Below are 25,417 nucleotides of genomic sequence, written 5' to 3' on the forward strand. Positions count from 1 at the left end.
GGTCCAATCACTTTACTTGATTTTCCCATCGTGGAATCCCGCTCGTTTCCAATTGCCATTTTCACTTACCCATAAATGCGTAACCCTATACTGATTTTCAATGGTGTCTTGGGAAATTCTGTTGGTGACCAACACCCTTCCTGTAACTATGGTAAAATCCTTATAATGGACAAATCCCAGGTCATCCATTTCATAGTGCAGCACCTCCAACTCCCCTGAGATAATACGTTTGCTTCTTTTTTCCAAGTAGCCCAACCAGTTTGATTTGTGAATCGCTTGGGAGGTTCCATTGGTGTGCACATAGGAGTCGGTTATCATGGAATCCAGGGTTTCGATATCTCCATGTTGGAATGCAGTGTTGAATTTTTGCAAAGCCACTAAGAGTTTTTCTTTGGATGCCTCTGAGGTTTCTTCGGATTTTGGTTTTGGCGAACAGTTTAAGAAGAGACCAAGGGATAATACAAATAGTATGCTTTTGAAGGAGTTCATGGTGTTAGAATTGTTCAAATACATTCGTGCCTCTTTCTCCCGCTCTGGATTTCCATTCGAAATGCTCTGTCAGACGCAGTTTACCTTCTGCAGTGACTGAAAGTTGAGCTTTGGAAATCCCATTATCCAAGATGCCATCTATTTGAAGCTGACAGTAGCTGAAGTTGAGAATTTCCTTTTCCAGTATGCCAATTAGAAACCCCTTGGCAACCTTTCCGCCAGAGTATGCGGCTTGCACTTGATTGTCCTGTTGGGAAAAGGAAAAGATGGTTTCATGGTTTACCACACCGTTGGACGCGGTTTGCACCACATTCATTTGAACATTATCCAAATCAAAAGAATCCATTGGACTAGATTTTTGAGGATGGTTATGGGACTTTCTTCATTCCACAACCATCCGTTAAAAATATTTGATTTATGGACAACTATCAAAACTAATTCTCAGTTCAGCAGGGTAGCCAAAGGAGTGAGGGCTCCAACTGGAATCAAGTCAAAGTCGAGAATACCTTCTTCTACCAAAGGAAGTTGATCTAAAATGGACCTGGCTTCATCCAAGGACGCTGTTTCCATGAAGAATACCACACCAGGTCGGTCCTTTCTAAAATAAAAACTACGGATTTTCTCATCCAGATACAGCTTAACGGTAGCTGCAAGCTCTTCGGGCAGGTGCTGATTCAATTCTGATTCGCTAACTGCTCGTTTCATTTTGTCAATAGCTAAAATTTGCATAAAAAAGATTTAATGATTAATAAATTAAAATGTATATACAACATAAAAATAAAATTTTTACAGATTGTTAATTTTGGATTCAAATTGCTGGAAACCCTTAAGGTCATACCAACTGAGTACGGCATGGATTTCATCCATGGCCGCTTCCCAAACCGAACGTAGTTGTTCCACCTGCTTTTTTCCTTCTTTGGTAAGACTTATTTTCGGTCGGTTGGAAGCCCCTGACTTGCCTACATATCCAGAGTTCACCAATCTGACCAGGTTTCTACTGAGTGATGACCTTTCCAAAGTTAAAAGCAGTGCGATTTGATTTTGCTCTATAGGGCCAGTCTTATAAAGTGCCATCATAATACTCAACTGGTTTTCGGTAATGTCAGAATTTCCAAGGTGTTTTCTATAGATTCCATCCAGCTTTCTGGATAAACTCCTGACTCGGGAACCCAAACAAGATTCAAATGTATAATTCATTTTGTGTTGTATATACATCACAAATGTAGTGATTTGTAATTTATCACCAAAAAAATTTATTAAGGTAGAAGGGCAACAATCCTGAGGGGAGCCCCACTGCCTCCTTGTATTTTCATGGGAAGGGCTACAATTTCAAAACCTTTTGCGGGTAGTTGATCTAAGTTGGTCAGATTTTCAAAGGCTGGTATATTTTCTCCCAAAAGAATCACGTGACTTTTGAAGTATTGGGATTGTCCATAATCTATGCTCGGGGTATCAATTCCGATGGAACTGATATTCCGATTTTGGACAAGCCATTCTGCTGCTTCTGGGGAGAGTCCTGGAAAATGAAGCAATTTAATGGCATACTCCCCACGTTCATTGGTACCAAGGTACTCCACTTTGTTGGGGTAGTATTGGGAAAAACCGGTTTGCAACAGGACAATACTTCCATCCGGAATAGCAATTCCCTGTTGGCGTTCCCATTCTTTTAAATCCTCTACGGAAATTAAATAGTCGGGATTGTTCAATGCGTTGGATGAAACATCAATTTTGATGGCCTCCCCGATAAGTTTGTCCAATGGTATTTGATCCACCGTCTCGCCATTTTCTGAAAAATGGATTGGGGCATCAATATGGGTGCCGCCATGTTCGGCGGTACTGAAGTTATAGGCGGAATAGTAGTAGCCCTTTTCTGTTTGACCTTCAAAAACAGTATCCATTTCAAATTCCTTGGCGGTAACCCAATAAACCGTTTCGTCCGAGTAGGCATGGGAAAGGTCTACCAGTCGTTTTTGAGCTTCTACATTTGTGGGCTCGGTATCGCTTGACTTTTCCGATTTTGGTGCACAAGTGGTTAGTGCAACCAATCCTGCAATCCAAAAATACAATGTTCTCATGGTACGGGTTTTGTTTTTAGGACTATCCCAAAAAGCGCAGGATCAATCCATTTTAATTAAACTGATGGCGAAACCGCCCCCTTCCGCTAATTGAAAGGTTCTTTTGGAGCTTGAATCCAACTCCAATGTTTCAATATTTATCGCTGTGGGATTTGTGCTAAAGTGACTTTCCGACGTATCCGAATACAATGTCGCCTCGTACTTCTGATCAGGATCAAGAAAGGAAAAGTCCACTTTGATTTGTCGTGCATTTTCATCCGTTATGCCACCCACGAACCAATTACCACTCTCTCGTTCTTCCCTGGCAATGGTAACATAATCCCCAACTTCCCCATTCAAAACTACAGATTGTTCCCAGTCCACACCAACATCCTTAATAAACTGAAAAGCGGGGTTGCCCTCGTAATTTTCCGGAAGATCACAGGCCATTTGAATAGGGCTGTAGATAACCACATAAAGCGCCAATTGTTGGGCCAAAGTGGTGTTGATTTGGTTATTGGGTTTGCTTGGCAGTCTCATTTCGAAAGCCCCTGGAGTAAAATCGATAGGGCCTGCCAACATGCGGGTAAACGCCACAATGGGCAGGTGTTCTGGAGGATTTCCACCGTCAGAGGCCCAAGCGTTGAATTCTTGGCCTCTGAGCCCTTCACGTGAAATGGCGTTAGGATAGGTTCGGCGCAACCCTGTAGCTTTTATGGGCTCATGGGCATTGATGGCCACCTTATATTTAGCTGCAGTTTCGAGAACTTTTCGGTAATGGTTGACCATCCATTGTCCGTGGTGGTATTCCCCGTTGGGAATTATCTTTCCTACATATCCGGTTTTAACGGAATGCATTCCGTGTTTAGCCATTAAGTCGTAGGCCGCTTCCAACTGTTGGTCGTAGGTTCGTGGAGCAGCGCTGGTTTCATGATGCATGATCATTTCTACCCCTTTGTCTTTGGCATATCGATTTACCTCGTCAATATCATAATCCGCATATGGGGTAACAAAATCAAAGACACCCTCCCGATCTTCAAAACCAATCCAATGATCCCAACCAGTGTTCCACCCCTCAACCAAAACACCACCAAAACCATTGGCTGCAGCGAAGTCTATGTATTTTTTGGTGTTTTCTGTGGTAGCCCCATGTTTGGTGCTGGTCTGTTCCCTGTCCAAGGTGGAGAAGGTGTTCATGTCCTGTGTGGCCTCCATATCCCAAGTAGATACCCCAAGGTGCATCTCCCACCAAATACCAACATATTTCATAGGCGAGAACCATGATATGTCCTCAATAACGCTGGGTTCATTAAGATTCTCAATAAGTCTCGATGCAATTAAATCCTTGGCTTCATCTGCAATTTGGATGGTGCGCCATGGGCTTTTGGCTGGAAGCACTGTCTTGAGTTTGTGATTATGTATTCCGGAACCAACCAACTCGCTGGTCAATTTGAGCTTATCGGTATCTACTTTTAAGGTCATTCCGGCGTAGTCCGTGAGATTTGCTTCATGGAAACTTAAATGAATGCCATTGTCTGCTCGCATGGTCACTGGCGTGTTGACAGCATTTTCCGGGATTGTGGATTGGGCCAAATCAGGATGGTCCCTTTTGGAAAGAGCGTCTATTTCAGAAACCTTTGAGGTATTGTACAGGTGCTCATAAATGTCCCAATCTCCCGGAATCCACCAGGTAGTATGGTCACCTGTAAGTTGAAATTCCGTATGCTCATCCATAATGGTGATAGAATCCACATTTTGTTGTGGAGGAAACTCGTATCTATAACCGATGCCATCATCATATGCCCTAAATCTTATGGTTAACTTGCGATTGGGGGATGTCTTCTCCTCCAAAGAGAGGGTCAGTTCATTGTATTTGTTTTCCACTTCCCGTTGTTCGCCCCAGGGCATTTTCCAGGTTTCTTCCACCGAGGTTGTATTGTGATCAACAACCTCAAAATTATTTAACATGGGAGGCTGATTCTTGAATTCAAACCCCATATAGGAGGTATCAATCACCTTGTCCAAACTATGGAGTACCCAATAGGACGGTTGACCTTCAGCGCTTAATTGGAATCCAATACTATTGATATTGGACGGCGAGTTGACAGAATAAGTGATTTTTTTAGGTTGGCATGATATTCCTAGGAAAACTAGTGCCACCAGCATGGCATAGGAGTAATTTTTCATAGCAAAAATTTAGTTCTGGGTCTAGTTGATTCAACCCCAATATATTGGACTCCCTTAAATGTAGTAAATTTTGGGCTGGCAGCTGACCGGATTTTAATCCTCGCTAACCCTTAGGGTATAAGTCAATTTAAGGATTCTACAATGACATTCCTAAATCTAATGGTTCCCTTTCCGGCGGCTTGAAGACCTATAAATCCTTCATCCAGACTATCATCACGCAGATCCACGGTTAAAGTATCGTTGACCCAAACCTGTACGCGATCGCCTTGGTTTTGGATTTTGTAGGTGTTCCATTGGTTCAAGGTAGTCACTTTGGCCAGTGGTACGGCCTTGGTCACCACGGCACCGGTTCTAAAATCCTGATTGGGATGTAAATCCCAGATATTGATTTCATGACAATCAGCGGCGTCAATATTGTGCTCCTTGCACCTCAGAAATACTCCTGAATTAATAGTACTATCTGGATGGAACTCCAACTCCAAACTGAAATCCTTATAAGAGTTATTGGTCATAACAAATCCAGACCCCTCCACGCTGGTACCTACCAGTTCACCTTTATCAAAGGACCATGAGGCATCACCCTTTTCAAACCAATCACTCACATTTTCTTGGAATAAGTGCTCCTTATGATTGCAAGAAAACAATAGGAAGGATACTATAACTAATAATAGGTATGGCTGTTTTTTCATTTAATAAAGGGTGTATTTGGTAGGTTGTTAAAAGGTTATCGGTTGATTACACATCACACCGTAGAAATCCATCCTTGAGTGCTTCAATTTTGTCACTCCAAGTAGGGATGAACTCTTGGGCCACATAACCGGTATATCCCGTATCCAAAATGGCCTTCATAATAGCTGGGTAGTATAATTCCTGGGAATCATCAATTTCATGTCTTCCCGGAACCCCAGCGGTATGGTAATGTCCAAAATAAGGATGGTAGTTTTGAATGCTCCTTATGATATCACCTTCCTGAATTTGCATATGGTAAATATCATACAACAATTTAAAATTGTCGCTTCCCAAGTGCTTGCAAAGCTCTACCCCCCAAAGCGAACTATCGCACATATAATCTGGATGGTTTACTTGGTTGAATAGTTCCATTTGAATGATTACCCCATGTTTTTCTGCCAAAGGAATTATCTGGGAAAGTCCATCCACGCAATTATGTAATCCCACATAATCGTTCATGCCGTTTCGGTTTCCACTGAAACAAATAAGATTGGTATAGCCCGCCTCAGCAACTTTCGGAATCATTTCCGTGTAATTCTTTATGAGTACTTCATGGTTTTTGGGGTCGTTCCAACCCTCTTCCAAACTAATTTCGGCGCCATTGCACATGGAACAATGGATGTCATATTTTTTTAAGAGGTGCCAGTCTTTTGGACCTATTAAATCTATGGCCTTAATGCCCAATCCATTCAAAGTCTTAAGAAAATCCTCTAGAGGAATATCGCCAAAACACCATTGGCAAACACTGTGGTTAATATTGTTTTTTAGTTTAAAGTCTTTGGCGTTTTCCATGTTTTGTGCGTTAACTTTGGTTGTTGCAATACCTGCAGCTCCTACGGCCGTGGTTGCAATAAATTTTCTTCTCTTCATGATGGATGGATTATTGTGGTTAAGATAGTACTTTAGAGATTGATATGGAAATACGCCCGGACAAACAAAAGCTGCTGGAACTGGCTCATTACAAAATGCCATTTGGAAAATATAAGGAACGATTTTTAATCGATTTGCCTTTAGCTTATTTGGTGTGGTTCAGGCAGAAAGGCTTTCCAAACGGGAAATTGGGGGAGTACCTTAGTACCACCTTGGATATCAAGGAAAATGGTTTGGAACCCATCATTCGGAAAATCCAAAAAGAATTTCCGGTCGATTGAGTTAGTTTTCTACTAGCAATTCGTACCTTTACACCCCGTAATAGAGTATCCAAATATGTCACAGACAAAGTACATTTTCGTTACGGGAGGGGTAACTTCATCCTTGGGAAAGGGAATTATTGCCGCATCTTTGGCCAAACTGCTACAGGCCAGAGGTTACCGAACCACCATCCAGAAATTGGACCCCTATATAAATGTTGATCCCGGTACCTTAAATCCGTATGAACATGGGGAATGTTACGTGACCGATGATGGAGCGGAGACGGATTTGGATTTAGGCCATTACGAACGCTTCCTAAACGTAAAGACTTCACAGGCCAACAATGTGACCACTGGTAGAATTTACCAAAGCGTTATAGAAAAGGAACGTAAAGGGGAATTTTTGGGCAAAACGGTTCAGGTTGTTCCACATATTACCAATGAGATCAAGGAACGTATTCAAATCCTTGGGAAAAGTGGGGATTACGATATAGTGATAACCGAGATAGGGGGAACTGTAGGTGATATTGAGTCACTACCTTATATAGAAGCTGTAAGGCAGTTGCTTTGGGAGCTTGGGGAAAACAACGGGATTGTGGTCCATTTGACGTTGGTGCCCTTCTTGTCGGCAGCTGGAGAGTTGAAGACCAAACCTACCCAGCACTCCGTAAAAACTTTGATGGAAAGCGGTATCAAGGCTGATATCCTGGTTTGCCGAACCGAACATCATATTTCAGATGATATTAAAAGAAAACTGGCTCTTTTTTGCAATGTGAAACAAGAAGCCGTGATTCAATCCATAGATGCGTCCACCATTTACGATGTGCCCATGTTAATGCAGGAAGAGGGACTGGACAAAGTAGCTCTTGAAAAATTGGCCCTTCCCAATGATGTGGAACCCGAATTGGGACAATGGGAACAGTTTCTGCAGAAACATAAAAACCCCAAGCATCAGGTGACCATTGGACTGATAGGGAAATACGTTGAACTTCAAGACTCCTACAAATCCATTCTGGAGTCCTTTATCCATGCCGGAGCCGCCAATGAGGTCAAGGTGGTGGTTCGTTCCATACATTCAGAACACTTGTCCGCAACGGATGTAGACAAGAAATTAATGGGACTTGATGGGATTTTGGTCGCTCCAGGTTTTGGTGAAAGAGGAATTGAGGGCAAGATCAAAGCTGTTCAATATGCCCGTGAAAACGATATACCCTTCCTGGGCATTTGTTTGGGGATGCAAATGGCGGTTATTGAATTTGCCAGAAATGTACTGGGTTATAGCAAAGCCAATTCTACCGAGATGAAACCTGATACGCCAGACCCTGTCATCAACCTAATGGAAGAACAGAAAAAGGTGACCAATATGGGAGGTACCATGCGTTTGGGGGCTTGGGATTGCGATTTGCAAGAAGGTAGCTTGGTACACGAAGTTTATGGAGAAACCGAAATAGCTGAACGACACCGACATCGATTTGAATTCAACAACGATTACAAAAGTCAGTTGGAGGAGGCTGGATTGAAAGCGACTGGTTTTAACCCAAAGACTGGGTTGGTGGAGGTGATTGAAATTCCGGCACATCCGTGGTTTATTGGAGTGCAGTACCACCCGGAATACAAAAGCACCGTAGCCAATCCCCATCCTTTGTTTGTTGGATTTGTAAAGGCAGTTTTGGCGCAAAAACAACAACAAACTAATGCCAGTTTGGCATAAACTGCGGTTTTGGACATATATTTGCGACCTGAAAAGCGCAGATAAAGATTTTCACTAAATAACTTTCATGGAAGAAAAGAAACTGGACCCCAATTCCATTATTGGATTTGTGTTGATTTTTGGAATACTCATCTTTATGTTTTACCAAAATCAGCCTACCCCTGAAGAATTGGAGGCCCAAAAAGCGGAACAGGAAAAGATTGAGGCGGCTGCCCAACAAGAGGAAGTTGCCCAAGAACCCCAAATAGAGACCCCGGCACCAATCAATACACAAGATTCTACGGCAGTGGCCAACTACAAGAATTCGGTTGGGGCATTTGGATTCACATCTACCCAAGAGGGAACAACCAAATTGGAAAATGAAGTATTGTACTTGGAGGTTTCCAATAAGGGAGCGCAAATTATAGAAGCGCGGATGAAGAATTTTGTCACCTATGATTCTGTACCTGTATACCTGGTAAAAGACGGCAATGCCAAATTAGCCTTGAATTTTACTTCCGCGGACAATCGTGTTTTAAACACTTCGGACCTTTATTTTGAACCTACACTTTCCAATAATGGGGATAACCAAGTGCTTTCCATGAAAGCCAAGGTGTCCGACAACCAATTTTTGGAATACAGATATGAAATGAAACCCAATGATTATTTGTTGGGCTTTACCATAAGAACCCAAGGGTTGAATGGGGTAATCAATTCAGGAAGACCGATTGACTTGGAATGGGATTTAAAAGGAATACGCCACGGGAAAAGTGTTAAGTATGAGAACCGTTATACCCGTTTAACCTATAATCATGACGAAGGAAAAATCAGTAAGCTTTCCGAGGGAAGTGAATTTGATGAGGAAACAGAGGAAGACATAAAATGGTTGTCTTACAGACAGCATTTCTTTAGCACTATCTTGGCCACTGATACTCATTTTAAAACGGCTGAATTGAGTTCACAAAACTTGGTGGAAGAGGAGAGCAAGGAAACTGAATTCACCAAGATCTATAAGACCAAGGCTCCTTTGGAACTCCAAGGAGGGGAATTATCCTTGAATATGCATTGGTACTATGGCCCAACAGATGTAAAAGTACTGGACAAGTATGAGGATTTGGGATTGACGGATACGATTCCCTATGGCTGGGGGATTTTTGGTTGGATCAATAGATATGTGTTCACACCCTTTTATAATTTCTTGAGTTCTTTCTTGCCTTATGGTATAGCAATTATTGTGATGACCATTTTGGTTCGATTGGCTTTATCGCCCGTAACTTATAAGTCGTATCTCTCCCAGGCCAAGATGAAAGTTTTGAAGCCTGAGATTACTGAGATTAACGACAAGTACAAGGACAATGCCATGAAGAAGCAGCAGGAAACCATGAAGCTTTACAATAAGGCTGGGGTAAGTCCGATGAGTGGCTGTATACCCGCTTTGCTGCAGTTGCCGATATTCTATGCACTGTTCATGTTCTTCCCAACTTCTTTTGAGTTGCGACAGAAATCGTTCTTATGGGCAGAGGATTTGGCGTCTTACGATTCTATTTTTGAATGGTCCACAAACATTCCCGTAATTTCCAGCTTCTATGGAAATCATGTGAGTCTGTTTCCCATATTGGCGTCCATTGCTATTTTCTTCTATATGACTTTGACCACAGGTCAGACGATGCAGATGCAACAACAGCCTGGCATGCCCAATATGAAATTTATCATGTACCTCTCTCCGCTGATCATGTTGATTTTCTTCAACAATTATGCGAGTGGATTGAGTTTATACTATTTCATCTCCAACTTAATTACCATCTTCATTATGTTGGCCATCAAGAACTATATCTTGGATGAGGATAAGATCCATGCACAGATTCAGGAGAACAAAAAGAAGCCGAAAAAGGAAAATAAATTCCAGAAAAAAATGCGGGAGATGATGGAGCAAGCCGAAGAGCAAAAGAAGACCGGAAGAAGATAATCCTTCACAAAAAAACAAAAACTCCCCCAAGAACTTTGGGGGAGCTTTCACCATTGATAGGTATAGTTTGGAAAGATTTGGGACTCCAAAGATGCCACTTAAAACCTCCCCAAAAAATTAATAGTTGTCAAAGCAGGTATTTTGTATGGTAAAAGAGACCTGTTTTGATGTGTCATCGACGAACGGTAAACCCTTATAGATAAAGGAACTCCCTTAATGTTATTTAAGGGAGTTCTTTTGTAATATTAGACCTACAAATCAATGGCGGTCATAAGGGGATTTAGTGTAGTTCATCCAAGACTTCCTGTGGCAGCAATACTTTGTCGATTAAGTGTACAATGCCATTGCTGGCTTCGTTGTCCGGGCCAATAACTTCTGCATCAATATGTGTCTTATCCCTTACAAAAACCCCGTGGTTGATGATGGCAAACAAAGATTCTCCCTGTACAGTATGCAATTGCTGGTGATTGTACAAATCGCCTGAGGCCAAAGCAGCACCGGCAACTACATGATAAGTGAGGATTTTGGCCAACAATTCTTGGTCATCGTCGTCATCAAAATCATCCAAACTGTTGTAATCATCTCCAAGGGCATGCAGCAAGTCTTCAAAAGCTTCGTTGGTGGGTGCAAATACTGTGAACGGACCATCGCCGCTTAGTACATCCACCAGTCCGGCATCAGCTTGGATGATAGCTTCCACCAAAAGGCTTAGGTCATCAACGGAAGCAGCCAACTCCACAATATTGGGTACTGGAGGATTGAGGATGTCCAATACTTCTTGTGGCAACAGTACTTTGTTAATAACATGGACCACACCATTACTCGCTGCTACGTCCGGTAAAACAACCGTTGTATTGGAGTCGGTGGCATCTTCAATATGCACAGTTCCGCCATTGATGTTGATGCCCACATTTTCACCTTGTAAGGTTTCTATATGTTGGCCATCTGAAAGATCGCTTGAGAATGCTGCTGTTCCCGCCACCACATGGTAGGTAAGAACCTTGATCAACAATGCGACTTCATCTTCCGTGTCAAAGTCGCTTAAGCTATGGAAGCCAAGCGCATTCAGCAATTCCATGAAAGCGTGATTGGTGGGAGCAAAGACCGTAAACGGACCATCACCACTTAGCGCTTCCACCAGGCCAGCATCAGCTTGGACGAGGGCATCAACCAATAAGCTGAGGTCATCTGTTTCAATGGCAATTTCCACAATGTTTTTCATCTGGAGCGAAGCCACAAAATCAATCGCTGCTTGAGGCAACAATACTTTATCAATCACATGTACAACCCCATTGCTAGCTTCAACATCTGGAATGACCACTTTGGCCTTTTCCTCCGAGGCATCCTTGACAAACACATGGCCACCATACAATTTGATGGTTACTTCATCTTCGGAAACTGTAGGGATGGTCTGTCCGTCGGACAGATCCGTAGAAAAGGCAGCTGTTCCCGCAACCACATGATAAGTAAGAATGTCCACCAAAAGATCCAATTCCTCTTGGGTGTCAAAATCGGATAAAGAGTTATAGTCATCGCCCAATAGGTGCAACAGGGCAGCAAAAGCCTCGTTGGTTGGAGCGAAAACCGTAAATGGACCTTCCCCGCTTAGGGTATCCACCAATCCGGCATTTGCCTGAACCAAAGCCTCAACCAATAGGCTCAAATCATCGGTTTCAATGGCAATCTCCACGATGTTCTTCAATTGGAGCGAGGCCACAAAATCAATCGCTGCTTGAGGTAGCAATACCTTATCGATTACATGCACCACACCATTGCTGGCAGTTACATCAGGAATAACCACTTTGGCCTTTTCCTCGGATGCGTCTTTGATAAATACATAATCTTCTTCCAGTTTAATGGTCACCTCATCTTCGGAAACGGTAGGGATGGTCTGTCCGTCGGATAGATCCATTGAAAATGCAGCTGTTCCAGCAACCACGTGATAGGTGAGAATGTCCACCAAAAGATCCAATTCCTCTTGGGTGTCAAAGTCGGAGAGTGCATGGTAGTCATCTCCCAATAGGTCCAACAGGGCAGCAAAAGCCTCGTTGGTTGGGGCGAATACGGTAAACGGTCCTTCGCCACTTAGGGTTTCCACCAATCCAGCATTGGCCTGAACCAAGGCATCCACCAATAGGCTCAAGTCATCGGTTTCAATGGCAATCTCCACAATGTTTTTCATCTGGAGCGAAGCCACAAAATCGATGGCCGCTTGCGGAAGCAAGACTTTGTCTATCGTATGGGCAACGCCGTTGGAGGCCATGATATCTGTACCAGTGATGTTGGCATTGGTATCCGAAGCATCTCCTATTACAAATTTTCCATCTTCCTCAATTATCATCAATGAATTTTCTGGTAGAGCGGTACCTACCTCACCAGCGGCAAGGTCAGCTTCAAGCACTTGGGCGGGTATCACATGATACAATAAAATGCTTTTCAACAATTCAATTTCTTCAGGAGTGTCAAAATCTTCCAAGCTCATATAGTCACTTCCCAATGCCATAAGCAGGGCTTCAAAGGCGTCATTTGTGGGAGCAAAGACCGTGAACGGCCCGTCGCCATTTAAGGTATCCACAAGATCGGCCTTGACTACGGCAGCTTCCAGAAGTGATAGGGCTTCCGTCGCAACTACAATGTCTACCAAAGTTCCACCTTCATTTAACGCATTTATAATGGCTTGGGGCAGCAATACTTTGTTGATTACATGGACAATTCCGTTGGAGGCTGTGACATCTGGGATACCTACCTCTGCATTCTGATCCGTAGCATCGTCAATGAACACGCCGCCGTCCAGGATTATTTTTAAGTCCTCTCCCTGAACTGTTGTTACTTCTTGACCGTTGGTAAGGTCACCAGAGGCAACTGCCGCTCCGGCAACAACATGATATTGCAGGATGGTAGCTAGGATGGCGCGCTCCTCATCCGTGTCAAAATCTTCCAAGGAATCAAAGCCGTCCAGACTGTTCAATAGCTCCGTAAAAGCCTCATTGGTTGGGGCAAAGACGGTAAAAGGGCCTGCGCCGCTTAGGGTGGTAATTAAATCGGAATCCTCATTTTCATCCGCTTTGGCCAGGGCTGCCACCAAAGAACTTAGGGCATCTGTATCCTGTGCAGTTTCAACAATGTTCTTTGTTGCAATTTCATCATCAACTATGGCTTGGTCATCCTCTAGTTCGCAGGAAACGAAGGTGAAAAGGATAAATGCCAACCATAGGAAAAGTTTCCTGGGTTGTAATAATGTTCTCATAATAGTGTTGTTAATTGTTCTCTTAAATTGGAGGGGTGAAAAAGGGTCGGTTGAACACCGACCCTGTTCAATTTAGTTCATAGTGTCTGGAATCAAGACGGCATCCAAAACATGGATTACTCCATTTACGGCCTGCACGTCCACGGCATCAATTCCGATGCCCATATTGCCAGCTCCATCAGTTACATCGGCAATGTTGCCGTTTGTACCAGGTAGAGTAATGGTGAAAGTATCACCTTCCAAGGTGGCCGGCGTTACAGTGTCTCCATTTGGAGTTAAATCCCCAGAGCGGATATTGGCTCCAGCAATTACATGGTGCTGAAGGATAGGAATCAAATCGCCTTCCTCAGGAATGGCGGCCAATGCATCAAAGGCTGCATTTGTTGGTGCAAATACAGTGAATGGATCGGAACCATTTCCACCTTGGGCGGATAAAACCGAAACAAAATCAGTGCTAGGGGTCAAATCTGTTAATGCGGTCACCAAAGTTGAGAAATTTGGATCTGCAGTTGCAAAGGTAACCACGGTAGGAAGGTCAATAACCATATCCACGGCATGGATAACCCCGTTTGTGGCCACAATATCAGCTATTGCCACTTGGCTCATTCCATTTAGAGTAACACCGTCATCTGTATTGATATACAAGCTCAATGGCTCATCGGTGTCGAAAGCTGCTGCGGTATTCACATAGGAATTGGACAATCCGGAAGAGAATGCAGCTGCGCCTACCACAACATGGTTGGAAAGGATATCATTGATATCGTTGCCATTTGGATTCATGAAGGCATCAAAACCTGTGTTGACCGGAGCAAACACTGTGAACACTTCCATTTCATCGGATAACAAATCAGTAAATGTGGTGTTGCCTCCATCGGTGAGGGCAGCAACCAAGGAAGTTAAATTTGGATTCGCCACTGCATGATCCACAATATTGGGCAGGCCTATAACGGCATCAACAATATGTACAACTCCATTCAGTGCTTTTACATCGGCGGTTTCAACTGAGGAAACCCCATTGAACGACACACCATCCGAGGTGTCAAAGAAAATGCTCATTTGCTGCTCTCCAGCTCCTGTAGCCAAGGTATTGCTGTATCCCGAACCCAATCCTTCCAAATCAGCTTGGTACAACTCACCTTCCAGAACATGATTCAATAAAACATTGGTGAGCACGTCTACGGGAATATCACCCAAAGCAGCTCCATCCAAGAAGGTTTCGAAGGCTGCATCGCTAGGAGCCAAAACCGTGAATGGGCCTGCACCTCTTAAAACAGTAGGTAGGTCTCCGTTGGCAGCGACCAAAGCGGCCACTAAGTTCTCCAAGTTTTCATTTCCAATGGCCAAATCAGTAATGGGAACCAGTAAAATATCGGCCAATTCGTCCAAAATGGTTTGTGGGAGCAACACCTTATTGATAATGTGTACCACTCCATTGGAAGTTTCCACATTGGCGGTTGTCACCTGGGCATCTGCATCGGTATCGTCACCAATAAAAACACCTCCATCTGTAGAGACCGTTAAGTTGGAACCTTGCAGAGTAGTTAAGGTTTGTCCGTCCGATAAATCTGTGGACATAGCTGCAGTTCCAGAAATAACATGATAGGTGAGAATCGTAGCCAACAGATCTTGCAGTTGTTCAGAGTTGAAATCATCCAAGGAATCAAATCCGTCCAATTGAGCCAACAGATCTGCAAAGGCAGCATTGGTAGGTGCAAAGACCGTGAAAGGCCCATCACCACTTAAAGCACTAATTAAATCATTATTGGCACTTTCATCGGCTTTTTGTAGGGCACTTACCAAGCTGCTTAAATCTGCAGTAGCCTGAGCAGCCTCAACAATGTTGGTGGTCTCTTCAGGCGGTGGATTCATGACTCCGTTGTCATCTTCCTCACAGGAAGTAAAGATCAATGCGAAAATTAACAAGGTCAATTTTGAAAAATTAATTAGTGCTTTCATGGGTAGAATTTTTGATTATACATTTTGTTTAACAAAACAAATATTTAATTAAACATTGTAAATATATAAAATGTTTAATGTTTTTTATTAAAAGTTTAACAAAATTTATTTTTGGGTATATGAATTTCACCATTTTTCTTACAAAATCATCAATAAAAAAGGATGAATGGACCTAAAAAGGAAGTATTTAGAACCTATTTATAGAGATTTCCCTTTTTTAGTTAGGGAACCTTCTTCAGACTTGTTTTTGAAAAATTGGCATTTCTTAGTGAAACAACCATTATAATTATGTTTAATAATAGATGTTAAAAACTTAGTCAAATTATGTAATGAACAAATTAATTTGGCCAAGTATACGATTGAAATGGCATCATGATTTGGCTGAACATGATGTTAGCACTTAAGTGTACACTGTAACAATTGCCTGATTGTTACGACCTAGCGTCAATGTTTCTCATTTTGTATTTTTGCACACGTAATTCAATAGGATGAAAAAAGTAGTAGTAGGACTTTCTGGTGGAGTGGATTCCAGCGTTACAGCCTATCTTCTAAAGGAGCAGGGATATGATGTTATTGGCCTATTCATGAAGAATTGGCACGACGATAGCGTTACCATTTCCGAAGAATGCCCATGGTTGGAGGATAGCAATGATGCCCTGATTGTTGCGGAGAAGTTGGGAATACCGTTCCAAACCGTTGATTTAAGTGCGGAGTATAAGGAGCGTATCGTGGATTACATGTTCAATGAATATGAACGCGGGCGTACCCCTAATCCAGATGTGCTATGTAATAGGGAGATAAAGTTTGATGTTTTTCTAAAAATTGCATTGCAGCTGGGTGCTGACTACGTGGCTACTGGACATTATTGTCGTAAGGGGGTTATAGAAAAAGAAGATGGTTCCAAAACATATCAGTTATTAGCTGGTGTGGACAATAACAAGGACCAGTCTTATTTTTTGTGCCAACTTTCGCAGGATCAATTGGCCAAAACCTTGTTTCCGATTGGGGAACTTACCAAACCCGAGGTTAGACAAATCGCTTCGGAAAACAATTTGATCACGGCGGATAAAAAAGATTCCCAAGGACTTTGCTTTATAGGCAAGGTTCATCTGCCTGAGTTTTTACAGCAGAAGTTGAAACCCAAAAAGGGAGTCATCGTCGAAGTTCCTAATAATGCGGACCAATATAGCCATGGAACCCCATCGTTCAATAGCAAAAGAGAAGAGTTGGCATTCCAAGCGGAAAAACCAACATATTCTGTTGCTGATGGCAAGGTAGTGGGTGAACACCAAGGAGCGCATTACTTTACTATCGGGCAACGTAAGGGACTCAATGTGGGTGGAACCAAGGAACCTTTGTTCGTGATAGAAACGGATGTGGATGCGAATGTCATTTTTACGGGACAGGGTAAATCCCATCCAGGGTTATATAGAAGTACCTTGTTTGTCAAGGACGATGAGTTACACTGGGTACGCCCAGATTTGGCATTAAAGGTGGATGAAACCCTGGAGGTCATGGCGAGAATCCGATATAGACAACCCTTACAACAAGCCACGCTTTATAAAACAGATAACGGTCTTTACGTTGATTTCAAGGACAAACAATCCGCAATAACCGAAGGGCAGTTTGTTGCTTGGTATATAAAAGACGAACTTGTGGGTTCAGGAGTTATCTCATGATTATGGATCCCAGCAGAATCACCCAACTTTTTGGTATTAAATTTCCCATTGTTCAAGGAGGTATGATTTGGACCAGCGGCTGGCGATTGGCATCTGCGGTGTCCAATGCCGGTGGTTTGGGACTATTGGGAGCAGGTAGCATGTATCCCGAAGTGCTCAAGGAACATATTGCTAAATGCCAACAGGCCACGGACAAGCCGTTTGGTGTAAATGTTCCTATGCTTTACCCCAACATTGAGGAAATCATGGACATCATTGTTCAATCCGGGGTCAAGATTGTTTTTACCTCCGCGGGAAACCCAAAGACCTGGACCACTTTTTTGAAAAAACACGGAATTACCGTTGTGCATGTGGTCAGCAGTGTGAAGTTTGCCTTAAAAGGGCAAGAAGCTGGTGTGGACGCCATAGTGGCCGAAGGTTTTGAGGCTGGTGGACACAATGGTAGGGATGAGACCACTACCATGGTACTCATTCCATCGGTTAGGCAAAAAGTGGAAATTCCGTTAATAGCTGCAGGAGGGATTGCTACGGGCAAGGCCATGTTGGCAGCTATGGTTTTGGGTGCAGATGGAGTCCAGGTTGGAAGTCGTTTCGCCGCAAGCCATGAGGGATCTGCCCATGCCATGTTCAAGGATTATATTGTAAATGCCAAAGAAGGGGATACCCAACTTACCTTAAAAGAATTGGCCCCGGTACGCTTGTTAAAGAACAAGTTTTATAATGATTTACAACAAGCTTATGCCAATGGAGCTACCGCTGAAGAATTGAAAAAACTTCTGGGTCGTGCCAGGGCCAAAAAGGGAATGTTTGAAGGGGATATGGAAGAAGGCGAATTGGAGATTGGTCAAGTATCCGGTCTAATTCATGAGATTCTACCAGCGGAAGTCATAATCAAGAATATGATGGAGGAATACAGGGCTGCCATCCAAGATGTAAAGGGGCTTTAGGCCCATCAAATCGATAATTTTCCCTACTTTTACTGGGTAATGAGAACACTAATCCCCACATTAGTCGTGTTCCTTTTTGCATCGCAATTGCATGCACAACTGGAGCGGGACAAAGTACTTCATTTTGTAGGCGGCGGGCTTTTTGGCCTAGCTGGCGCAGGTATAGCTAAACATGCATCAGATGGAAATCGGGTTTGGACGTTCGTTGGAGCGGTGGCTGGTAGTGCCTTGGTTGGGGTGGCGAAGGAAGCCATAGATTCAGGTCAACAAGACAACGCTTGGGACAATGATGATTTATTGGCAACGGTTTTGGGAGGTGTTACAGTTGGGGTGTCCATTGAATTGTTCTCAAAAAAGCGAAATAAAAGACGGCCCATGGGAAGTTTGACCACCCAAACTTTTAATCCCGAAGATTTCAAGGTGAACACGAAAGCTTACCAGTACGTTGACTCAGATTCCCCCTTACCAACCATTAATGCCCTTGGGTTTAATGCGCCAGGGGAGTTCTATCTAGAGTAACCCTCGAGCTTTTATCTCCAAATATTTGTTGATTGTGTTGATGGTCAAACTTTCAGGCTTGGTCAATATGGTTTGGATACCATATTGTTGCAGTTCTTTTTGCATTAACCTTTTTTCCAAAGAAAACTTTTCCGCAATGGTCTTGTGGTAAATGGTCTGCAGATCTTCGGCATCTGTGGAGATTAGGGCTTCCAGCTCCGTGTTTTCAAAAAAGATGACTACAAGCACATGTTTTTTGGCTATGGCCAAAAGGTAGGGTAGTTGTCTTTTTAAGGCTGATATATGTTCAAAGTTGGTGTAAAGCAGCAACAAACTTCGCTGGTTGACTTTTCTTTTGATATGTGCATAAAGCAGTCCAAAATCGGAATCTGTAAACTCGGTGGTAATGTTATAAAGCTTTTCCAGTATGGTGTTTAAGTGTGATATTTTTTGGACAGCAGGAACAAAGGTTTCTATGTTTTTGGAAAACGTAAGCATCCCTGTTTTATCGTTCCGCTTTAGGGCCACATTTGAAAATGCTAGGGTGGAATTGATGGCATAATCCAATAGCTTAAGGCCATCAAAGGGCATTTTCATAACTCTGCCCGTATCGATAATGGAGTAAATGGGTTGGGACTTTTCATCCTGGTATTGGTTCACCATCAATTGGTTTTTCTTGGCCGTGGCCTTCCAGTTTATGGTTCTGATATCATCACCTTTAATGTACTCCTTGATTTGTTCAAATTCCTGGGTATGTCCAATTCTTCTAATCTTTTTCAATCCAATTTCAGAGAGTCTATTGTTGATGGCCAAAAAATCATATTGCTGCATTTGAATGATGGAAGGGTATACTGGAACCATCTGGTCTTTTTGGAACACAAAACGTCTTTTTACCATTTGAAGTGGGGAAGAAGCATATACATTAAGGTTCCCAAAGACATATTCCCCACGTTCCACGGGTCGCACTGAGTAATCAAAGGTGTGGTTTTCATTCTTGTTCAGAAATACTTTGTATGCAAAATCCCTTTTTTGGAACTGGACAGGGAGTTCGTCAATGACCACTATACCGGTCTTGAACGGATATTTGGAGGTCAACTGAACTGCCAGCAGATTTTCATCGCTGTTGGAAAGTTTTTGGGGAAGTTCTCTTTGCGCCCTAATGGCATCGCCCGAAACGAACAACAAATAACAATCCAAGAAGAACAAAGCCAACAACCCATACACCAACAACCAGGCAATAGGGTATACACTAGGTACCCAATAGGAAATCACAAAGCAGGCCGCCAAAATTGCGATGTACCAAAAAAATCGGTTATGAATGTAAAACGACCTAAGAATACGCATGTCTATCTTGGAATTTCAACGGATTCCATAATCATATTGATGACGTTTTCAGTGGTCATCCCTTCCATTTCCCTTTCAGGAGTCAGAATGACCCTATGGTTCAGTACGGGAACAAGCGCTTTTTTAACGTCCTCGGGAATCACAAAATCCCTACCGGATATGGCGGCAAAAGCCTTGGATGCAGCCAAGGTGGCTATGGATGCTCTGGGTGAGGCACCTAAATAAAGATGCGGATGGTTTCTTGTATTGGTAATGATGTTGGCAATGTAGTTGATGATTTTTTCCTCAACAATCACATCATGGATGTTCTTTTTAAACTCGGCCAATTTTTTTGAAGTCAACACCGCCTTTACTTTGTCCTGGGGCTTTTCTCCCTTGCGTTCATGATGTCCTTGGATGATTTGCACCTCCTCTTCAACGGAAGGGTAATCAATCTTGATCTTGAACAAAAAACGATCCAATTGGGCTTCCGGGAGTGCATAGGTACCCTCTTGCTCAATAGGGTTTTGCGTAGCTAGTACCATAAAGGGTTCGGCCATTTTATAGGTAGTGCCGTCAACTGTGGCCTGCCGTTCCTCCATGGTCTCAAAAAGGGCTGCCTGGGTTTTGGCGGGTGCCCTATTGATTTCATCAATTAAGATGATATTGGAAAAGATGGGCCCCTTTTTAAATTCAAACTCTGAATTTTGGACATTGAATACCGAGGTTCCCAAGATATCACTCGGCATTAAATCCGGGGTAAATTGTATCCTGCTAAAACCGGTCTTTAAAGTCTTTGCAAACAATTTGGCGGTGATGGTCTTTGCAATTCCAGGCACTCCTTCAATTAAGGCATGCCCATCTACCAAAAGGGATACAATAAGGAGATCCATAAAATTTTGTTGGCCCACAATGACCTGGGAGAGCTCTTCCTTAATTTGTGAAACCGTATTTTTTAGCTCCTCCAAAGGAACCCGACTGTCAAAGTTCAAATCGTTATTTTCCATCAACTTTTGCTTTAAATGCTTCTATTTTTTTATTCAGTTCTTCAAGTTCCGTATCCGATATTTGGGTTTTGCCCTGTAGCTTTTCTATCAGCTTAAACAATTTTTGAACATCCATTGGATCGTTGTTGCTGCGTATGGCCAGTCGATTGAGAAATGCCTCGTCCTGGTTTTGCGTGGAGATATGCAATCGCGTACGGATATAGTCCAAAAAGTAGGCAATTTTATGTGTTGTAATTTGTTTTTGCTCTCCATTTTCAAAGTACATGTCTGCAATGGTCCGGGTAAATGCCAAGGTTTGATTTTTTAAAGGAGTAACAATGGGGATGGCCCGCTGTTTTCTCTTTCCTTCAAAAATGACATAAACCAAGGCTCCGATAAGGACTAAATAATAGGCCCATTTGAATTCCTTGGTATTCAGGAACAGGTACATGGGAGAGGTATAAAAAGACTTCCCGGATTTGTAATGGTTGTCCATTAAAATGGTGCCACTTGTTGGCAAATAGGACAGCAACCCTGCGGTATAATCTCTATGTTCATCCTTTAGGATGAAATAGTTGGTGAATGCTTCTGGAAAGGTGGAAAGCACAATAGTACCCTGGCCAAATGGCTGTTTTATGGCGTTGACTCCCCTGGAAGTGGTTTGGACACTGTCCGCATTTTTCCGTACCTCCCCCAACACTACGGTATTTAAGGTGTCTATTTTGCTGAAAGTTCGCGCATTGTAGTTCTTGCTAAAGGATATCTCTTTGGATGCAAGCTTGGGGTTTACCAATTTATGGTGAAACTCCGGCTCCAGATCTTCGGTGCTATAGAGGTATTCCTCTTCCAGGTGCAAGGTATCCAAAAGCTTCTCATCAAATCCTTTGGAGGCCAGAAACAAGGTGTTCCCTTTATCCACCCAATCCAACAGCGTGTTCAGTTCAGATTCTCCAAAATACACAGACTCATTTACAAAAAAATATGCTCCTGCTGCATCTTCCCTGTTTTGTAAGAATTCAAATGGGGGTCTGGTTACTTGCTGTATGCGCTCGGGATAAAATCCCTCCATAAGTTCATTGAGCACATAGGTTCCATAGGGTATTTTATGATGGGTTACGTAAGACGGAAACCAATTCACCTTTTTGGGTTTGTTGTATTCCAATAGCAGTAGAAGCCCTACGGTGATAACACTTATGATGATATATGCCCTTCCCTTTTTAAACATCTGTGGCAATGGCATTTTTTAAGGTTACAAATACTTGTTCGGCCTTGGTATATCGGTCTTGATCTATGTTGAACTCTCCATACCAAATATAATCGTAGAGCAAGGTGGCCCTGCTAAAAGGGGTCTTCAACTGGCTATTGGAAAGCTCTGCAATATAGTCGTCGTTGGTTTTTTGCAACTGCCATTCAATAAGTTCCCTTTCTGTCAATAGTTTCAGGATAAAAAGGTAATAATAGCGAATGGCCAGACGATAGTTTTTCTGGGCAAGGGCATCCCTGATCAGTTGTTGGATATCCTCTGTTTTGATAATGCGTTCCTCTTCGGAAAGGGAAACAATATTTGGGTTTTTCTGGGTATATATCAGGGAACGGGTATTTGCCTTGACAAAAAATCCAATAATCAGAAACAATAGAATTCCAAGTAAAATGTAGGGAAGTATCTGAAGGAAGGAAGCCACGGCACCTACAGCGGCTTCAACACCAAAAAGCCATTCAAAAATCTGAAGTAGGATGTTGTACATCCAATCTTTGAAATTGTCCCACCAACTGCTATCCGTCTTGACAATCTCATAATTAAAGGCTTCGTCCTCCAGAAAAGGTTTCAAATGCTCTTCGGAAATTTCAACTGGAACAATGTTGGCATCGTCATGTTTTACCAACGTATCGTTTTGCCCAAACATTGGGATGCAAATCGATAAAAACACAACAAAAACTATCCACTTCCGCATTTATCCCTCAGACGATTTTCCCAAATTATCTATGCGCTCATAGGTTCCCGTAAAATTTTTCTTTTCGTTGAGGTTAAAGTAAATAAGTACCCCTGCAACCAAAGTGATGATATTCAACAGGAATTGCACGGAAACGGACAGTAAATTCAACAGAATATAAATAGGATCAAAAATACCGCCGGTTAACGCAACTGGATCTGTCTCTCCGGCCATAGTGCCCATTTTTACCATCATATAGATATAGGCTGGAATGCTAAAGGCATAACTGGCGATTCCAACGATTATTCCAATAACAAAAAAGGTAATGAAAGTAATCCACCAGTTGTCTTTGATCAAGGTAAAACTGTATCCGTAGGCTTCGCTTACCCCTTTCTGGTTAAAGACCATAACGCTAAAGGAAAGTGCAAGAATAGGATAGAGGTAAATGCCAGGGATGATACAAAAAACAAATCCTACCATTATGGACAATCCCACTAAAAGTCCCAGGCCTATAAAACTCCAGAAGTGCGTGTATACATTTTTCTTGATTTCCTCAAAGTTGATGACCCCTTTGTTGTTTGCATAGGATTTAATATAAAACAGCACAGTGGCCTGTGCCATCACATAGGCCGCAATAATGGCCAGAAAAAAGATAAAAAATACCAACACCATCATGATGGGATTGAAAAAATCGTTGGAGGTCTCCACACTAAAGGAGAACATATCCCCAATAAAGTAATAGTAGAATCCTAGGGAGATCAACATCACCAATAGATAGGGGCCAACAATCTTTAAAATGGTACCAAAAAAAGGTTGGAATTGGTTTCGGATAAAACCGAAGGTATCTGATAAGATTTCCCCCAGTTCCCGTTGTTTTTTAAACTCAATGTACTGTTGCATGCTTCGCTTTTCGTTTGAATTGGTTAGGATAAATGATATAATAAAATACGATAAGGAATAAAGAACTTGCAATGATCAAAATGGCCAACCAGTCGGGCATTTCGGTATGACGGGTTACATAGCCCTCCAAAAATCCCGCTAGAATAAAGAACGGGATGGTGCTGATCATAATTTTTAATCCATTTTTTACGCCTCGTTTAAAGGATTCCATTCGGGTATAGGTGCCAGGAAAAAGCATCCCGTTGCCCATGACCAAACCCGCACATCCGGCTATAATAATCACGGAAATCTCGATGGTACCATGAATCCAAATGGTACGCACCGATTCCCATAATAGACCTTTCTCATAAAAAAAGTACTGAAAACTACCCAACATGATTCCGTTTTGCAACATGATGATCAAGGTGCCGATGCCCAACAAAATTCCCAAGGCGAAGGCGTAGACCGCTACTTTAATATTGTTGATGGTAATCCCCAAAAACATATTGAACTCTCCTTGTTCTTTGTACACCGCCATGGGATCGCCCTTCTCAATATTTTCCAAGGTCATGTTCACATAGCCATCCCCCAAAATGGAGCGGACAAAATCCCCTTCATTGGCCGATGAAAAGGCTCCTACGAAGGAGAAAAAAGCAAAAACCAAAAAAGAAATCAACAATTCTCGGTGATGCTGGTAAAACATAGATGGAAATTCCGTTTTCCAAAAGCCCACAATACGGTTCTTGGATTCCCGTTTGGTCTTATATATTTTCTGATGTGCCTGTGAGGCCAGAGCGTTGAGGTACAACTCGGTATTGCTCTTGGGATAAAAAGTTTTGGCGTAGCTAAGGTGATCTGTGATTTCAATGTAGAGGTCGGATAGTTTATCTGGAGTCAGCCGATCTTGATTGTTCAAGACATTTTCAAAAGCGATCCATTTGTCCTTATTTTGCTTAACAAAAGCAGCCTCTCGCATTAAATTTGGTTTGTAAGTAAAGAAACTAAAATATGGATCAATTTCAAATAGAAACGGCCCAAAATATAAGTATCACCCAAAACACTTCCAACCTTGGGGAGCGTATGCTGGCCTATATTATAGACAGCTTTGTGATTGGTGTCTATACCATTTTGGTCTTTATTCTTTTGGGATCTCTGGACATGGATTTGTTTGACCAATGGGCGTACTATTTGGTGATGAGTATTCCTGCTTTTTTGTACTATCTTTTGTTTGAGACTTTCTCCGACGGCAAGACCATAGGAAAAGGATTGATGTCCCTACGCGTGGTAAAACTGGATGGTTCCAAACCTAGTTTTGCCAACTATTTTGTGCGTTGGGTATTACGAATTATCGATGTGGTGCTTACCTCTGGTGGAGGAGCTGTGCTTACTATACTGATTCGAGGTAAAGGACAACGATTGGGAGATATTGCGGCAGGTACCACCGTCATCAGCGAAAAAAAGAAAGTTTCGCTAAAAGACACCTTGCTACGCGAGCTGCCAAAGGATTATAAACCCCAATTTCCGCAGGTCACCGTTTTTAAGGATTCCGAGATACAGACCATTAAAGAACTGTATGATAAATCCAAGCTTAACGGAGATCATAACGTTATTGTTTCCTTGGATAAGAAGATTAAGGAAGTAACGGGAATTCAGACCACCTTGCATCCCATCCAATTTGTGGATGAGGTCATCAAGGATTACAATTACTACACTCAAAAAATGTAAT

At 42.5% G+C, this 25,417-nt stretch carries 23 protein-coding genes; 7 read left to right on the forward strand and 16 right to left on the reverse strand.

Going from position 1 to position 25,417, the window contains the following annotated elements; translation table 11 throughout:
* Nucleotides 1–12: 12 nt before the first annotated feature.
* The 8 genes from ACOOE0_RS11900 to ACOOE0_RS11935 all read right to left on the reverse strand — a co-directional run bounded on the left by ACOOE0_RS11900 (nucleotide 13) and on the right by ACOOE0_RS11935 (nucleotide 6,329).
* Nucleotides 13–489: a nuclear transport factor 2 family protein gene (locus ACOOE0_RS11900; RefSeq protein WP_420399129.1), complete on the reverse strand. Its 477-nt coding sequence runs from the start codon at nucleotides 487–489 to the stop codon at nucleotides 13–15.
* Between the two features lie 4 nt (nucleotides 490–493).
* Nucleotides 494–835 carry a hypothetical protein gene (locus tag ACOOE0_RS11905; RefSeq protein WP_420399130.1) on the reverse strand — a complete coding sequence of 114 codons (342 nt, stop codon included), beginning with the start codon at nucleotides 833–835 and terminating at the stop codon, nucleotides 494–496.
* Nucleotides 836–930: 95 nt separating this feature from the next.
* Nucleotides 931–1,194 (reverse strand): hypothetical protein, encoded by a 264-nt coding sequence (locus ACOOE0_RS11910; RefSeq protein ID WP_420399131.1) that lies wholly within the window; start codon nucleotides 1,192–1,194, stop codon nucleotides 931–933.
* An 81-nt stretch (nucleotides 1,195–1,275) separates the two neighbouring features.
* Nucleotides 1,276–1,686: a MarR family winged helix-turn-helix transcriptional regulator gene (locus ACOOE0_RS11915; protein WP_420399132.1), complete on the reverse strand. Its 411-nt coding sequence runs from the start codon at nucleotides 1,684–1,686 to the stop codon at nucleotides 1,276–1,278.
* A 59-nt stretch (nucleotides 1,687–1,745) separates the two neighbouring features.
* A complete protein-coding gene (locus ACOOE0_RS11920; RefSeq protein ID WP_420399133.1) occupies nucleotides 1,746–2,564 on the reverse strand; it encodes a cyclase family protein in 819 nt (272 codons plus the stop codon).
* A gap of 42 nt (nucleotides 2,565–2,606) precedes the next feature.
* Nucleotides 2,607–4,730 carry a glycoside hydrolase family 97 protein gene (locus ACOOE0_RS11925; RefSeq protein WP_420399134.1) on the reverse strand — a complete coding sequence of 708 codons (2,124 nt, stop codon included), beginning with the start codon at nucleotides 4,728–4,730 and terminating at the stop codon, nucleotides 2,607–2,609.
* A gap of 122 nt (nucleotides 4,731–4,852) precedes the next feature.
* Nucleotides 4,853–5,419 carry a 3-keto-disaccharide hydrolase gene (locus ACOOE0_RS11930; protein WP_420399135.1) on the reverse strand — a complete coding sequence of 189 codons (567 nt, stop codon included), beginning with the start codon at nucleotides 5,417–5,419 and terminating at the stop codon, nucleotides 4,853–4,855.
* Between the two features lie 46 nt (nucleotides 5,420–5,465).
* Complete coding sequence (locus tag ACOOE0_RS11935; RefSeq protein ID WP_420399136.1) at nucleotides 5,466–6,329, reverse strand: hydroxypyruvate isomerase family protein; 864 nt, start codon at nucleotides 6,327–6,329, stop codon at nucleotides 5,466–5,468.
* Between the two features lie 44 nt (nucleotides 6,330–6,373).
* On the opposite strand from ACOOE0_RS11935, the gene ACOOE0_RS11940 reads away from it, so the two are divergent.
* From ACOOE0_RS11940 to yidC, 3 genes are all read left to right on the forward strand, one after another.
* A complete protein-coding gene (locus ACOOE0_RS11940) occupies nucleotides 6,374–6,610 on the forward strand; it encodes a DUF3820 family protein (protein WP_420399137.1) in 237 nt (78 codons plus the stop codon).
* Nucleotides 6,611–6,665: 55 nt separating this feature from the next.
* On the forward strand, nucleotides 6,666–8,300 hold the full coding sequence (locus tag ACOOE0_RS11945; RefSeq protein WP_420399138.1) for a CTP synthase: 1,635 nt from the start codon (nucleotides 6,666–6,668) through the stop codon (nucleotides 8,298–8,300).
* A 67-nt stretch (nucleotides 8,301–8,367) separates the two neighbouring features.
* Complete coding sequence (gene yidC, locus ACOOE0_RS11950) at nucleotides 8,368–10,245, forward strand: membrane protein insertase YidC (RefSeq protein ID WP_420399139.1); 1,878 nt, start codon at nucleotides 8,368–8,370, stop codon at nucleotides 10,243–10,245.
* A 280-nt stretch (nucleotides 10,246–10,525) separates the two neighbouring features.
* Here yidC and ACOOE0_RS11955 read toward each other — a convergent pair whose 3' ends face one another.
* Both ACOOE0_RS11955 and ACOOE0_RS11960 read right to left on the reverse strand, forming a co-directional pair.
* Entirely contained in the window at nucleotides 10,526–13,492 is a 2,967-nt protein-coding gene (locus tag ACOOE0_RS11955; protein ID WP_420399140.1) for a fasciclin domain-containing protein, read from the reverse strand.
* Nucleotides 13,493–13,564: 72 nt separating this feature from the next.
* Nucleotides 13,565–15,448, reverse strand: coding sequence for a fasciclin domain-containing protein (locus ACOOE0_RS11960; RefSeq protein WP_420399141.1), 1,884 nt, complete (start codon nucleotides 15,446–15,448; stop codon nucleotides 13,565–13,567).
* Nucleotides 15,449–15,936: 488 nt separating this feature from the next.
* Between ACOOE0_RS11960 and mnmA the strand changes: the two genes are divergently transcribed.
* From mnmA to ACOOE0_RS11975, 3 genes are read left to right on the forward strand one after another with little or no spacing between them, the layout of a single operon-like run.
* Nucleotides 15,937–17,127 carry a tRNA 2-thiouridine(34) synthase MnmA gene (mnmA, locus tag ACOOE0_RS11965; RefSeq protein WP_420399142.1) on the forward strand — a complete coding sequence of 397 codons (1,191 nt, stop codon included), beginning with the start codon at nucleotides 15,937–15,939 and terminating at the stop codon, nucleotides 17,125–17,127.
* Nucleotides 17,128–17,129: 2 nt separating this feature from the next.
* A complete protein-coding gene (locus tag ACOOE0_RS11970) occupies nucleotides 17,130–18,074 on the forward strand; it encodes an NAD(P)H-dependent flavin oxidoreductase (protein WP_420399143.1) in 945 nt (314 codons plus the stop codon).
* Between the two features lie 39 nt (nucleotides 18,075–18,113).
* Nucleotides 18,114–18,593, forward strand: a complete 480-nt coding sequence (locus ACOOE0_RS11975; protein WP_420399144.1) for a hypothetical protein — start codon at nucleotides 18,114–18,116, stop codon at nucleotides 18,591–18,593.
* Here the strand turns inward: ACOOE0_RS11975 and ACOOE0_RS11980 are convergent.
* The 6 genes from ACOOE0_RS11980 to ACOOE0_RS12005 all read right to left on the reverse strand — a co-directional run bounded on the left by ACOOE0_RS11980 (nucleotide 18,585) and on the right by ACOOE0_RS12005 (nucleotide 24,667).
* Nucleotides 18,585–19,916, reverse strand: a complete 1,332-nt coding sequence (locus ACOOE0_RS11980) for a DUF58 domain-containing protein (protein WP_420399145.1) — start codon at nucleotides 19,914–19,916, stop codon at nucleotides 18,585–18,587. The genes ACOOE0_RS11975 and ACOOE0_RS11980 overlap by 9 nt on opposite strands.
* 2 nt (nucleotides 19,917–19,918) lie before the next feature.
* Nucleotides 19,919–20,902 (reverse strand): AAA family ATPase, encoded by a 984-nt coding sequence (locus ACOOE0_RS11985; RefSeq protein ID WP_420399146.1) that lies wholly within the window; start codon nucleotides 20,900–20,902, stop codon nucleotides 19,919–19,921.
* Nucleotides 20,892–22,121, reverse strand: coding sequence for a DUF4350 domain-containing protein (locus ACOOE0_RS11990; protein WP_420399147.1), 1,230 nt, complete (start codon nucleotides 22,119–22,121; stop codon nucleotides 20,892–20,894). Before ACOOE0_RS11990 ends, ACOOE0_RS11985 begins: the two co-directional genes overlap by 11 nt.
* On the reverse strand, nucleotides 22,099–22,764 hold the full coding sequence (locus ACOOE0_RS11995; RefSeq protein ID WP_420399148.1) for a DUF4129 domain-containing protein: 666 nt from the start codon (nucleotides 22,762–22,764) through the stop codon (nucleotides 22,099–22,101). The genes ACOOE0_RS11990 and ACOOE0_RS11995 overlap by 23 nt, the downstream gene beginning before the upstream one ends.
* Nucleotides 22,765–22,833: 69 nt before the next feature.
* Nucleotides 22,834–23,712: a hypothetical protein gene (locus tag ACOOE0_RS12000; RefSeq protein WP_420399149.1), complete on the reverse strand. Its 879-nt coding sequence runs from the start codon at nucleotides 23,710–23,712 to the stop codon at nucleotides 22,834–22,836.
* Nucleotides 23,696–24,667 carry a stage II sporulation protein M gene (locus tag ACOOE0_RS12005; protein ID WP_420399150.1) on the reverse strand — a complete coding sequence of 324 codons (972 nt, stop codon included), beginning with the start codon at nucleotides 24,665–24,667 and terminating at the stop codon, nucleotides 23,696–23,698. The genes ACOOE0_RS12000 and ACOOE0_RS12005 overlap by 17 nt, the downstream gene beginning before the upstream one ends.
* Nucleotides 24,668–24,699: 32 nt before the next feature.
* On the opposite strand from ACOOE0_RS12005, the gene ACOOE0_RS12010 reads away from it, so the two are divergent.
* Entirely contained in the window at nucleotides 24,700–25,416 is a 717-nt protein-coding gene (locus tag ACOOE0_RS12010) for an RDD family protein (RefSeq protein ID WP_420399151.1), read from the forward strand.
* Nucleotide 25,417: the final 1 nt, after the last annotated feature.

Origin of the sequence: Flagellimonas sp., from assembly GCF_965215805.1 — a bacterium.
Lineage (GTDB): Bacteria > Bacteroidota > Bacteroidia > Flavobacteriales > Flavobacteriaceae > Flagellimonas.